Below are 12,995 nucleotides of genomic sequence, written 5' to 3'. Positions count from 1 at the left end.
TTATGAAGAGTCATTTAATTGAGGTAATAATGTTCTAATCGCTCAGCCATCGAATTCGCTACCTGAATATCTCCATCTGGGAAATGGTAACGGGATAAAAAAATGGAATGTTGAACTGGAAGTATACATTTCGCGCAGTCAGATAGATAATTTTGAAGCCGCTATCAGCGTATGCTAGAACAAGTCCAGACGCATTTTTTATTGCAAAAAACACAATTTTTACAATGGGTTATTATTCCATTGATGTCAAAAATGTCTGCTTTATCACTCTTACCATTGGAAGGGAATTTCTGTAGAGGTTATTGAGCATCAACTACGTAGCAGCGCTAATATAAAATAAACCTTCATCGTTAGTCACAAGACAGTTATTAATATGAATATAATAACGAGATAAGCTTAAGAGCTAATGAAGGAAACAAGTCGATTTCTGTTAATAGAGCCACTTGTACGTAGATTAACTATATGTACCTGTTCAATACCATCTTCAGCAAATCCTAAGGTTGAGAAGGTATACTCAAATGACTTTAAAGCTGACGTTCAAATTATGAGAATACTACTGATAGAAGACTCCTTATCATTGAGAGACAGTTTGAGCTTAGGCTTAGAAAAGTTGGGCTACTCAGTTGATACTGCTGGCACTGGCTCTGAGGGATTAAGCATGGCGTTGCTTGGTAGCTATGAAATTATTATCCTTGATATGATGTTACCTGAGCTGGACGGAATGACTATTCTTAAAACGTTACGAAAAAGACATTTAGAAACAAAGGTGATCATCCTATCTGCACGATCTGAGCCCGAAGACAAAGTTACGGGGCTATTAGCAGGTGCAGACGACTACCTTTCTAAGCCATTTTCGTTTGACGAACTGTCTGCTCGGCTTCTTAGCCTGATGAGGAGAGGAGCCGCGAATTGTCTCAATGACCAAGTTGCCATCAACGGTTTGACACTGAATATCCAGTTCAAAACACTTACATACAATAATAACGCTATTAACTTGACCCCAAATGAATACAAAATTGTTGAATGTATTTTCCTCAATAGACACAAGATAGTTACATCAGAAATGCTGAGTGAATTTATCTCTGGAAGTTATGATTATATCTCAAAAAATGCGATTGAAGCTCACCTTTCCTCAGCAAGGAGAAAAGTAAGGGAAAGCGGCGCGTCTCTGCCCATTAGAAGTAAACGTGGTTTTGGCTACACAGTTTTAGAAGCTAATGAAATCAATACGTAAAACATTAACACGAAGACTCTCTATTATTATTTCACTGTTAGTGATCGCCGTTCTACTTGCAGCAGATATCGGCGTTGATTCTTGGGTCGAACAAGAATTTAATCAGGCTATGAAGGCAAAGATTGGTATGCTTCAGAGCTTGGTAAATGAAGATGTCGAGGGTGTGGAGTTCGAATTTTCAGGAGAGTATTTGCCTGAGTTTGAAGGGACGTCCTCCCCCGAGTATTTTCAACTTTGGTACAAAGACTCAACGTTTGAAAAATCAGACACTCTGGGGCTTTACACCATCAATGAATTGCCTTACAGCAGCATTGGCTTGGAAGAATATTCTTTCCAGGATATTACTCTGCCCGATGGCCGTACAGGTCGGGTAATTTACACTCGATATATACCTCAGATTGATTCAGAAGACAGAGCTGAATTTTATCGTGTCATGGGTAACGATACTCGCCCTTCAATGGTTATCGCGTACGCAACATCTACAGAATTGTTAAATTTCACATTGTGGTTTATCGATGGTGCTTTTCTATTTGCATTAATTATCGTGCCCTTAGTTGTTCGATTTACCGTGCGCAACACTGTGGCTTATGCTCTGGCACCCTTGGATGCCTTAAATGCCAAGATAAAAGGACTACGATTTACTACCCGACAAAAACATGAAGCTTTTCAAAATGATGTTGAGGAGTTAGAACCAATCACCCAAAGCTTGAATCACTTTATTGAAGATAATTATTCGCTTTACCTGCGCGAGAAGAGATTGACTTCGGACATCGCTCACGAGCTAAAAACGCCTGTCACTGAGCTGATAAATATGACCGAAGTAGCGATTAAGTTTCCAGGAGAAATAAGATTAGAAAAAGATTTTAAGCCACGTGTGTTGCAAATAGGCACAAGAATGAAAAATATTATTTCTGGCCTTATGTTAATTCAAAAGTATAGTTTTAAGAGCCTTGAGCTTACTGATGAGATAGATATCCACAAATTAGTAACTCAACTTATTCAGATCAAAGAAGCAAGAAATGTTAAGGTGCAGGTTTGCTCCAATTTTCAATTGAGCGTCAAGAGCAATCACGTCGCAGTAGAATCGATAATAAGTAATCTGATAGATAACGCTATCGAACACGGAAAAACTGATACAGAAATACTTGTGAGCTTAGGTGTAAATAATTCTAGTAATATTTACCTCAGAGTGACAAATAAGGTGGGGACAGAGGTTAATAAGGATGATCTAAAGCACATGTTTGAACCGCTTTGGCAAAAAGATGCCTCTAGAACATCTGAAGATAACTTTGGGCTAGGCCTTTCCATAGTAAGTGCACTGTGCGACGCCGTATATGCAGAAGTTTCTGTAACCAAAACCGACGAAGAATACATATCGTTTCTGGTGACTTTTAAAAATGGAAATATTAGTCCTTAATCGTTGGCAGATTTGAGTTGATATCATCCCTGAGAAGAGAGCTAGCGACTTGTTAAGAGAATAAAAATAGCTTATATAAATGTAATCTAACGTTCGAATTTGGTACACGGCGGAAGTTTAAATAAAGTTTTCGGCCGTCCGCTTCTTGTCTGAAGACAAACTGTCAATACACTACGGCTCTAAAACAGACTGCACCGTACGAAAACGGACCTTCGAACTTTCGGTTCTGTCTATTGCCTTCATTCATCTCATGGCTTACTAAATGCACATTATGTCTTGGCATTTATTTTTGCTAAAACGATTTGGTTCTGTTCCGATATTGGCATTGATTTAAATGCGCTGATATTGCTGCCGCCAGTATTACCATGAGGTAAAAGTCCTACTACCGTTTTAGTTATAGCTCCCAATAAGCGCACAGATTGCCCAATGACTTCGTTGAGAATCTTGTAACGAACGCCAAATACCAACATCTACCAATGAACTAGCGTATGCAGATACGTTGAACGTTGGCCGATGACATGAGCGTCCTCAAGATGTTTAAACTCAGCTTTAACATCGCCTTTTTCGCGAGCTGTGTTTGCTTGATTTAGTTTTGTTTGTACAAATGGCTTTGCTCTTTCGCAGTAGCCTTTTTTGTGCTTAGAACCAGAATTTCTAACGTTACGCTCACGATAACTAAAAGCTATCAATGAGAGGCTGGCTAGAAGCACGATAGGGTGTAAAACTAAGCTATGAACTACGCTTTGCCCTGTGAAAAAACCATGCACTAAACATATACAAATGGAAATTACACCAATCCATACTCCAACTGATTTCATTTCGAACTCCTCGCTCGCTTTTGCTTGCCGTTTAAAAACAAAACTATAATGTCTATACTCGGTATAGGGTCAAATAAGAATTGAAAGTTATGCAAATAGGCGAACTGGCTAGAAAAACAAGCTGCACTGTTCAAACGATTCGACTCTATGAGCGAAGCGGATTGTTAAAACTCCCTTCGCGCAGTGCAAGAAACTATAGAGTTTATGATAGCGTAGCGTTAGAAAGGCTGGTCTTTATTCGACAATGCCGCACACTGGGAATATCAATTAAAGAGATTGCGACATTGTTACACCGGAAGGAGACGCCCGATGAAAGCTGTAATGAGGTAAATCAGCTTATCGCAAAGCATCTTTTAAAAGTTCAGGAAAAGATATGTGAACTGCAAGGACTGCAAATCACATTAGAGCAACTATCAAACGAATGCTCAGGTAGGAGTACAATTCAAACTTGCGGTATTTTCAGTAAACTCGAATCCACTTAAACCTTGACCAGTTGATAGATGAGAAACTTACTCTCTTTAGAGACTGGTAAGGTCCGCTCTTTGTCTTCAACAGACCACCGCCTGCGCGGTGGTGACAATCTGGTAATCGCCCAAAAAAGTCTGAAAGCTTACATTTGCTAATGTCAGCTTTAGGTCGGCAGTCGCCATTTTTAAAACGGCAAAAACTCCGACAAAGCGGACATAAGGATTTGCTTGGTGTCGGTCTTTTCGGTGCCAATACCTGTCGTTGAGTTTGCAAGATTTCAATGGCAGCTGCGTACGTGAAGCAGAACTTCGCTACTATTTGAAGAGATCCCAAGAAACAGAACCAACACTGTTATTCATAGCGTGAAAGATATGTTTGGGTTGAATGTAATTTAGCTGCGCGGTGGCATTAAAACTTACACTGTTAAGTATTTTATACTCAGCCATAGAATCACAATTTGGAACTTAAGCAAATGGAAAAAAGCAAATTAGCGGCAATTCGCATTGCCGCTGCTATTGTTACCTTTACTAGTATCTACGTGTTTGCGCCATGGGAATTCGGACTTTACTATCTAAAGCCACTTCCGAATACCATAGAGCAGGAACTGGCGAATGCCGTAGAGGAACGACTCGATGGCATAATCGTATATGTCGATAGAAACGGCAAAGCGGGTGAATTATATGCTGAAGGCTTTCACGAGCGGAATACTAAAACCCCCGCTTCCCCTCAAGCCTTATTTAAAATAGCCAGTATTGGTAAGCTTTATGATGCGTCCGCTCTCGTCAAACTTGTCGCGAATAAAACGCTATCGTTAGATGGAACACTCGTTGATTACTTACCGGAATTTAATGGAAAGATCCAAAATGCCGACAAAATTACGCTTCGCATGATGGTCCAACATCGAAGTGGCATCCCTAATTTTACCGATGCCGAAGGATTTAATTGGGCCGACCCTAATATTAATGGTTTAGGGTTGATTCTTAATAAACAGGCTGATTTTAAGCCAGACACAGATTACAGCTATTCGAATACCAATTACCTGTTGCTACAAAGAATCATGACAAAAGTACTCGGTTACGATTACGGGCAATTTATCAAGCAAGAAATGTTTCTCCCCTTGGGTATTGAGGATACCTTTATGTCGGTCAATGAAGTTAACCAAGACAGGTTGATGAGTGGTTATTACATTGGATATCCAGATGATTTCAAATATCTAGACCAAGGTATGGTCGCAACAGCAGAAGCGGTAGGGAAATTTATCAGGGCACTCAATGACGGTACCTTATTTACTCCTGAAGAAGCCGAGATTTATAAAGGGCTTTATGAGTATCAGCACGATGGCTGGGTATTAGGCTACTGGAGTCGCGCTCGTTACTATGCTGATATTGACACCGTTGTTGTTCAGTTTGTTAATACCACTGGCGATGACACCTTGCTCCTTTCGCAAATCGTTCACAATCGAATTATTGATATCATTCGTAAAAGGTAAATCACTCAATTGGTAAATTTGGACTCTCCAACATTTGAACCGTCCACTAATATGACAATGAGTGCAAAGGAGCTACAAGGTTTAGCGATTGAACAACCTTTTAGTTATCGAGAACATGTGTTTTCAGTAACATATGGAGGTCAAATATATGCCAGAAGATTTGGCGTAGCATGTTCGGATTCAACCATTTTGGTGATACATGGTGTTTTGTCAGATGGATTTACATATAACAAGTTCTCAGGACTCCTAAATGAGGTAACTCAAGCGGAAATCGTTACGGTGGACTCACGAGGACATGAACTTTCTTAAGGAACCCTTTGCTTATATTATTTACAAACGATACAAGTCCGCTTATCGCTGTGAGTTCAAAGCCGATTTTAGAGTATTTACGTTAACTTACAATGAGGCATAAACGAGCCATATCTGACCGTCTGCTCCTTGTCTTCAGCAGACCACCGCCCGCGCGGTGGTGACGATCTGGTAGTCGCTCATAAAAGTCTGACAACTTACATTTGCTAATGTCGGCTTTAGGTCGTTTGCTGCCACTTATCTAAACAACATTCAGTGTCTGCCAATGGCACAGACCGGAAGCTAAAATACAATAACCTTAACGTCTGCTAATGTCTAAAGCGGCCTGTCAGGTGGTGTCTAAACCAACAAATGAACGTGTCAGATCAGATATGAGTCACCACATTCAAAGCCAACTATAGCTGCCTAATCAATTAATGGGCCAGTCAATTAACAGACCAATAATTAACAGCCCAGTGCCTTTTATTCGTTTTTCGACTTACCGTTGTGGTGGTGTTGCAGTAAGCGAATGATAAGGTGGGCTTCTTCTTCGTCTAAATCAAGTAAGCCGCGTACCCGTTCAATATGATGAGCGTCATGTTCACTGAGCACACCGTCATCTAGCGCGGTGCGAACGGTATCTTTAAATCGGTCTCGTTTAAGCTGCATTTTTCCTGTGTAGCTCGAAGATAAAATCCCCGCTGGTAATGCATAAAAGCAAATCCCCATTATGGTAATAAAGCCGCCAAAGAGTTTACCGAGTGACGTGATGGGTACAGCGTCTCCATAGCCCACTGTGGTTAAAGTCACTAAGGCCCACCACAGCGAAGCAGGAATGCTGCTAAACACCTCGGGCTGGGCATTGTGTTCGATGTAGTAAATGCAGGTGGCGGCAATCACTGTAAACAGCATTAATACACTCAGTGCGGCGAAAAGAGAATGTGCTTCGCTGCGCACCACATCAACGAGGGTTTGGATAGAGCGAGAGTAGCGACCAATCTTTAATATTCTTAGCACTCTGAAAATACGTAAAATACGCAAATCGAACACCAAGAACATACTGAGGAAAAACGGCAATATGGCCATTAAGTCTATAATAGCCATAGGGCTTTTAATGTAATGCCAGCGCTTTTTCCAGGGCGACTCAGCTTTAGTAGAGACCGCTGTTTGAAAAGCCCTGCTACTTATAGTTGGATCTGATGCACTGCTGTAAACACGCAGCACATACTCTACGGCGAATAAAACCACCGAAATAACTTCAATAGTGTGAAGCTTGACTAACCAGGCCTGGGATATATTAGGAACGGTCTCTAGCATCATCGCAGCAATGTTGACTGTAATGATAACAACTAGACAGAAGTCAAAAAAACGGCTCGCCCTTTTAAAATGAGTGGCTTCAGAGGCGGGCGCAAGTATGTGATAGCAGGCTTGTTGCAATGTCATTGTTAGTTAACTTAGTGAATGCTACATCATCAATGTAGCAATATTTATTGAAGCAAGAAACCAAATGGTTGAAGCAGATAAAGAAAAAGCGAATTAGTCAGCACTAATTCGCTTTTATTTTTACTGAAGTTAGAGTTTAAGAAAGTTCTGCTTAATTAAGCGCCCTAAACTCGACGTTAAAGCTAGGCTTTCGCTTCTCTCGCTATGGCTCGGTGAGCTATATCGGTGCGGTAGTAAACGTCTTTAAATTGTATAGTATTAAGTAGGTCGTAAGCCTTTTGTTGTGCTTCAGTTACGCTATTTCCAAGCGACGTGGCACACAGTACACGTCCGCCAGCGGTAACGACTTTGCCGTCGCTAAGCGTAGTTCCAGCATGAAACACCTTGCCTTCTAATTTAGCTGCTTCTTCAAAACCTGTTATTTCATCGCCCTTGTCATAGCTGCCAGGGTAGCCGCCAGCTGCCATTACAACACCTACTGATGCGCGAGAGTCAAAGTCGATGGTTTGTCCGTCAAGTTCGCCCTTACAGGCTGCAATACACAGTGGAACAAGGTCGGACTGTAAACGAAGCATAATAGGCTGAGTTTCTGGATCGCCAAAGCGACAGTTGTACTCGATAACTTTAGGCGTGCCGTCAGCCATGATCATAAGGCCAGCATAAAGGAAACCCACATAGTCGTTACCTTCCGCAGCCATGCCTTCAACCGTAGGCATGATCACTTCTTTCATAACTCGGTCGTGAATAGCTTGGGTAACTACTGGCGCTGGAGAGTATGCACCCATTCCGCCTGTGTTTGGCCCTTTATCGCCATCAGCTGCTCGCTTATGGTCTTGGCTTGTGGCAAATGGCAGTACGTTTTTGCCATCTACCATGACAATAAACGACGCTTCTTCGCCATCTAAAAATTCTTCAATGACCACTCTGCTGCCTGCGTCGCCAAATGCATTACCCGCTAACATATCGCGAATAGCTGCTTCTGCCTCTTCTAAGGTCATCGCAACAATCACGCCTTTACCTGCCGCTAGGCCATCGGCCTTAACAACAATGGGTGCGCCTTTTTCGCGAACGTAGTCGATGGCAGGCTCAATATCAGTAAAGTTCTGATATTCGGCAGTGGGAATATGGTGGCGCGCTAAAAAGTCTTTGGTAAATGCCTTAGACCCTTCAAGTTGCGCGGCCGCCTTTGTAGGACCGAAAATCATCAGTCCTTCGTTAGTGAATGTATCGACAACACCTGCAACTAGCGGCGCTTCTGGACCAACAATGGTAAGTTCAACGTCGTTACCTTTTGCAAAAGAAACTAAACCTGCGATGTCATTAACATCGATAGGTACATTTTCTAGCTTAGGCTCTGTTGCTGTGCCTGCATTACCAGGCGCGACAAAAACTGTTGAAACTTCAGAAGACTGGGCTGCTTTAAAAGCTAGCGCATGTTCGCGACCACCGCCGCCAATTACAAGTACGTTCATTCACTATTCCGTTTTAACTTTAGGTTTTATTAATTAGGCTTTTTAAATTTAAGCGTCATGCGATTACTCTCACCGATGGCAAGGTATTTTACACGATCTTGATCTTCAAGTGCTAAGCGAGGAGGTAATGTCCACACACCTTTTGGATGATCGGCCGTATCCATTGGGTTTGCATTAACGTCGCTACTTGCTTCTAGTGTGAAGCCGGCTTTCTCAGCGGCGGCAACCACATAGCTACGTTTCATGTAACCACTGTTCTTCATGGCTTCATTATCGGCACTTTCTGGCAGTTGGTGTTCTACCACACCTAATACGCCACCAGGCTTAAGCGCTTTGAAAAAGGCACCAAACGCATTATCAACACCTTCATCTTCGCTACGCATATACCAGTTATGTACATTGCGGAAGGTTAGCACCATATCAGCACTGCCTGCTTGGGCAATATCTAGGGCTTTGGTTGGGTGGAACGCAGTAATCATCGCGCCTTCATACTTCATGCCCGGCTTAGTTTGTTCTTTAAAGCCATCTAGTGCTTTTTTGTAGTAGTCGTTCGTCGACTCATCGACATAGTAATGCGCTGCTACATACTGGCCGTCGTCTTTAACAACAGAGCTGATGATGTCAGCATACCAACCGCCGCCAGGCGATACTTCAACTACCGTCATGTCTGACGATAGTCCAAAAAATCGAAGGGTTTGTTGAGGGTTGCGATATTCATCGCGCACTTTCGCTTTTGCCGTGCGGATATCACTCATTGCGGCATCCGATATGGCATCGGCTGTGGCGTAATTTGCAGAGAAGCCTAGGCTGGCTGCTAATACTAATTGAGCTAACTTTTTCATTATTATTTCCTTTTCTGTCGAGGGTATTTTTGTCAAAGCACTCTAGGTCAATACGCCCTAGGAAATGGTGCTCTTTTTAACACTATTCTTTGTAACAACAGTATTTGTGTTAACACTATTACTACAAGGTACCACAAGTCAGATCAAGACTATCAGCTAAGTGTGACACGCATCCGACACCCAACAGAATAATTCGCAACTCTATCGCATTCACGCTCTACCATCGGTACATGCCGCTGGTACGCGTTTCTACCGTATATACGGGGTACAAACAATGTAATAAACCGAGTGATAAACAAGGTGTAAAACGAAGTAGTTAACCCATTTGCTTATTTACTGATAAATAGACTAGCGGGGAGCAAGTTACAGTGTGACTCCACTGCAACAAGCATGCTGCAGTGAAGCCCCGCTGGGTTCTATATCTATTTATGCGCAAAAAGCGCACGTCTTTTAGTAGGCGCCAATCGTTCAATAAACGCGAAAGGTTTAATAAACGCCAACCTTTTAAAAAGGTTTAGTGGCGGAAGTGGCGCATACCCGTGAACACCATAGCAATACCGTGTTCGTCAGCTGCATCAATCACTTCTTGGTCGCGCATCGAGCCGCCAGGTTGAATAACCGCTTTTATACCGGCTTCTGCTGCTGCATCTATGCCATCACGGAATGGGAAGAATGCATCTGAGGCCATAACCGAACCGGCTACTTCAAGGTTTTCATCTGAGGCTTTGATACCTGCAATTTTTGCAGAGTATACGCGGCTCATTTGTCCTGCGCCCACACCAATAGTCATACCATCTTTGCAATACACAATGGCATTAGACTTCACGTATTTGGCTACTTTCCAGCAGAACATAAGGTCGCGAAGCTGCTCTTCAGATGGCTTGATTTTAGTCACAACTTCTAAGTCTTCTTTATCGACCATGCCGAAGTCGCGTTCTTGAACTAGCAGGCCGCCATTAACGCGTTTAAAGTCGTAACCTTCAGTTAACTGACCAGCCCACTCGCCACAGGCTAGAAGGCGTACGTTTTTCTTCGCACTGACCACTGCTTTTGCTTCGTCGCTTACTGTAGGCGCAATAATCACTTCAACGAACTGACGGTCTACAATAGCTTGCGCTGTTTTAACATCGAGCTCGCGGTTAAAGGCAATGATGCCGCCGAATGCAGAGGTAGGGTCGGTTTTGAAAGCACGATCGTAGGCGCTTAAAATATCGTCACCAATAGCAACACCACAAGGGTTGGCGTGTTTAACAATAACGCAGGCCGGTTCGTCGAATTCTTTAACGCACTCTAGCGCAGAGTCTGTATCGGCAATGTTATTAAACGATAGCTCTTTACCCTGAAGCTGTTCAGCGGTTGCAACAGAGGCTTCTTGAATCGTATTTTCAACGTAAAAAGCGGCATTTTGATGACTGTTTTCACCATAGCGCAGGTCTTGTTTTTTGCTCATTTGAACGTTGTAAGTGCGAGGGAATTCACTGTGCTGGTGGTCGCAGTCTTCTTCACACTCTGTGCTATCTAGACGTGCACCAAAGTAGTTGGCAATCATGCCATCGTACTCAGCAGTGTGTTCAAATGCTTTAATGGCTAGGTCAAAACGGGTTTTATAATTCAACGAGCCGCTGTTGGCGTTCATTTCTGCTAGTACATTGTCGTAATCTGCTGCATTGACCACAATAGTCACGTCTTTGTGGTTTTTCGCTGCTGCACGCACCATTGTCGGACCACCGATATCGATATTTTCGATAGCGTCTTCTAATGTGCAATCATCGTTGGCAACAGTAGCCGCAAACGGGTATAGGTTTACGACGACCAAATCGATAGGTGCAATATTGTTTTCTTGCATAACCGCTTCATCAATACCGCGACGGGCTAATATGCCGCCATGTACTTTAGGGTGAAGGGTTTTAACACGGCCAGCCATAATTTCAGGGTGACCTGTGTGATCAGACACTTCCGTTACAGGAAGGCCTGCATCAGCGATAAGTTTCGCAGTTCCGCCTGTTGATAAAAGCTCAACGCCCGCATTGTGCAGCGCTGTCGCGAAATCGACGATACCTGTTTTGTCAGAGACACTTAAAAGAGCACGTTTGATTGGTTTTGGTGTTTGCATAAATGTATTAGCTTCAAAGTTGTAGTGTTGAAACAAAAAGAGCACCGATTGGTGCTCTTTGCTGGGCAGCGCCCTTAGAATTTTAGTTCATGCCGTATTGCTTTAACTTTTTGCGAAGTGTGCCGCGGTTGATGCCCATCATAATCGCTGCGCGGGTTTGGTTGCCGCGAGTGTAGGTCATAACTTCTTCTAGAAGTGGTGCTTCCACTTCAGCCAGTACCATTTCGTACAAGTTATCGATGTTTGCGTTGTCTAGTTGCTTTAGGTACTTGTTAACCGCTTGCTTAACAGAGTCGCGCAAAGGCTTTTGAGCCTGCGTTTGTGAAGGCGTAGTTACGGTAGTAGTAAAAGGTGAAGTCACGTTTTGATCGAACATAATACTGTGTTGCTCTTTAGTTAGTCATCACTATGCTGCGGGAGAAATCTGTCGGTTTTCTCTAGTCTGCAGCGCTTGAAAATATGCATTTAGTGCATCGAGTTGCTCAGTAGCATCATCGATAGCGTTAAACGTTTTACGAAACTGACGATCCGTATCATGCTCCGAGAGATACCAGCCCACGTGCTTTCGGGCTATTCTTACACCGGCTGTGTCACCGTAAAAACCCTGTACGTTCGTTACGTGTTCGTACAAAATCTCAAACTGTTGTGACAGTGGCGGTGGAGCCAAGGTTTCGCCCGTTTCAAGATAATGTTGAATTTGTTTAAAAATCCAAGGTTTACCTTGCGCGCCGCGACCTACCATAACGCCATCTGCACCAGTGTAATTCAGTACCTCTTGTGCCTTTTGTGGAGAAGTAATATCACCATTTGCAATAACAGGTATTGATATTGCCGCCTTTATTCGGCGTATAGTGTCGTACTCTGCTTCTCCTTTATACATACAAGCTTTTGTTCTACCGTGAACAGCAAGCGACTGTATGCCGTTTTGCTCTGCAATGCGGGCAATATCTACCCCATTGCGATTTTCTGGATTCCAACCGGTACGTATTTTCAGTGTTACAGGAACATCGACAGCGTTAACCACTGCTTTGATGATACTTTCCACTGTGTCTGGGTACTGAAGCAGTGCTGAACCTGCAAGCTTCTTATTCACCTTCTTGGCAGGGCAACCCATATTGATGTCGATGATTTGCGCACCATTCTCAACATTAAATTGCGCTGCTTGCGCCATAAGCTCAGGATCGGCACCCGCTATCTGTACAGAGCGAATTCCTTCTTCGCCCTCATGGTTCATGCGCGCCTGCGACTTCGCGGTATTCCACACTTTCGGATTACTCGACAGCATCTCAGACACTACAAGACCTGCGCCTAAGCGCTTGCATAATTGACGAAACGGTCGGTCAGTTACGCCAGCCATGGGAGCTAACATCAAATTGTTATCTAACTTATATGGTCCAATTTGCAACGATTG

At 43.1% G+C, this 12,995-nt stretch carries 10 protein-coding genes and 1 pseudogene; 4 read left to right on the top strand and 7 right to left on the bottom strand.

Annotated elements, in window-relative coordinates:
* Positions 1-544 precede the first annotated feature (544 nt).
* Positions 545-1,234: a response regulator transcription factor gene (locus AC27HD_RS14065; protein ID WP_487106617.1), complete on the top strand. Its 690-nt coding sequence runs from the start codon at positions 545-547 to the stop codon at positions 1,232-1,234.
* Positions 1,218-2,651 (top strand): sensor histidine kinase, encoded by a 1,434-nt coding sequence (locus tag AC27HD_RS14060; RefSeq protein ID WP_032095360.1) that lies wholly within the window; start codon positions 1,218-1,220, stop codon positions 2,649-2,651. The genes AC27HD_RS14065 and AC27HD_RS14060 overlap by 17 nt, the downstream gene beginning before the upstream one ends.
* Positions 2,652-2,920: 269 nt before the next feature.
* Here AC27HD_RS14060 and AC27HD_RS14055 read toward each other — a convergent pair.
* Positions 2,921-3,469, bottom strand: a pseudogene (locus AC27HD_RS14055) (DUF3703 domain-containing protein).
* Between the two features lie 89 nt (positions 3,470-3,558).
* Between AC27HD_RS14055 and AC27HD_RS14050 the strand changes: the two are divergent.
* Entirely contained in the window at positions 3,559-3,951 is a 393-nt protein-coding gene (locus AC27HD_RS14050) for a MerR family transcriptional regulator (RefSeq protein ID WP_487106615.1), read from the top strand.
* Between the two features lie 458 nt (positions 3,952-4,409).
* Positions 4,410-5,426 (top strand): serine hydrolase domain-containing protein, encoded by a 1,017-nt coding sequence (locus AC27HD_RS14045; protein ID WP_487106613.1) that lies wholly within the window; start codon positions 4,410-4,412, stop codon positions 5,424-5,426.
* 771 nt (positions 5,427-6,197) lie between these two features.
* On the opposite strand, the gene AC27HD_RS14040 is transcribed toward AC27HD_RS14045, so the two are convergent.
* From AC27HD_RS14040 to dusB, 6 genes are all read right to left on the bottom strand, one after another.
* Positions 6,198-7,157: an ion transporter gene (locus AC27HD_RS14040; RefSeq protein ID WP_032097601.1), complete on the bottom strand. Its 960-nt coding sequence runs from the start codon at positions 7,155-7,157 to the stop codon at positions 6,198-6,200.
* Positions 7,158-7,339: 182 nt separating this feature from the next.
* A complete protein-coding gene (gene purD, locus AC27HD_RS14035; RefSeq protein ID WP_487106611.1) occupies positions 7,340-8,629 on the bottom strand; it encodes a phosphoribosylamine--glycine ligase in 1,290 nt (429 codons plus the stop codon).
* 29 nt (positions 8,630-8,658) lie between these two features.
* Positions 8,659-9,471, bottom strand: coding sequence for a class I SAM-dependent methyltransferase (locus tag AC27HD_RS14030; RefSeq protein ID WP_081926639.1), 813 nt, complete (start codon positions 9,469-9,471; stop codon positions 8,659-8,661).
* Between the two features lie 514 nt (positions 9,472-9,985).
* Positions 9,986-11,584, bottom strand: coding sequence for a bifunctional phosphoribosylaminoimidazolecarboxamide formyltransferase/IMP cyclohydrolase (gene purH, locus AC27HD_RS14025; RefSeq protein WP_487106608.1), 1,599 nt, complete (start codon positions 11,582-11,584; stop codon positions 9,986-9,988).
* Positions 11,585-11,666: 82 nt separating this feature from the next.
* Positions 11,667-11,960, bottom strand: coding sequence for a DNA-binding transcriptional regulator Fis (fis, locus tag AC27HD_RS14020; protein WP_012520109.1), 294 nt, complete (start codon positions 11,958-11,960; stop codon positions 11,667-11,669).
* A 30-nt stretch (positions 11,961-11,990) separates the two neighbouring features.
* Positions 11,991-12,989, bottom strand: a complete 999-nt coding sequence (dusB, locus tag AC27HD_RS14015; RefSeq protein WP_032097760.1) for a tRNA dihydrouridine synthase DusB — start codon at positions 12,987-12,989, stop codon at positions 11,991-11,993.
* Positions 12,990-12,995 lie beyond the last annotated feature (6 nt).

This window comes from Alteromonas sp. 4NS20-0143 (genome assembly GCF_057542855.1).
This window is presented reverse-complemented; position numbering and strand designations above follow the sequence as displayed.

Coding starts and splice junctions, on each gene's coding strand:
- AC27HD_RS14030 (WP_081926639.1), bottom strand. CDS start 9,471: ATGAAAAAGTTAGCTCAATTAGTATTAGCAGCCAGCCTAGGCTTCTCT.
- AC27HD_RS14040 (WP_032097601.1), bottom strand. CDS start 7,157: ATGACATTGCAACAAGCCTGCTATCACATACTTGCGCCCGCCTCTGAA.
- AC27HD_RS14050 (WP_487106615.1), top strand. CDS start 3,559: ATGCAAATAGGCGAACTGGCTAGAAAAACAAGCTGCACTGTTCAAACG.
- AC27HD_RS14045 (WP_487106613.1), top strand. CDS start 4,410: ATGGAAAAAAGCAAATTAGCGGCAATTCGCATTGCCGCTGCTATTGTT.
- purH (WP_487106608.1), bottom strand. CDS start 11,584: ATGCAAACACCAAAACCAATCAAACGTGCTCTTTTAAGTGTCTCTGAC.
- purD (WP_487106611.1), bottom strand. CDS start 8,629: ATGAACGTACTTGTAATTGGCGGCGGTGGTCGCGAACATGCGCTAGCT.
- fis (WP_012520109.1), bottom strand. CDS start 11,960: ATGTTCGATCAAAACGTGACTTCACCTTTTACTACTACCGTAACTACG.
- AC27HD_RS14065 (WP_487106617.1), top strand. CDS start 545: ATGAGAATACTACTGATAGAAGACTCCTTATCATTGAGAGACAGTTTG.
- AC27HD_RS14060 (WP_032095360.1), top strand. CDS start 1,218: ATGAAATCAATACGTAAAACATTAACACGAAGACTCTCTATTATTATT.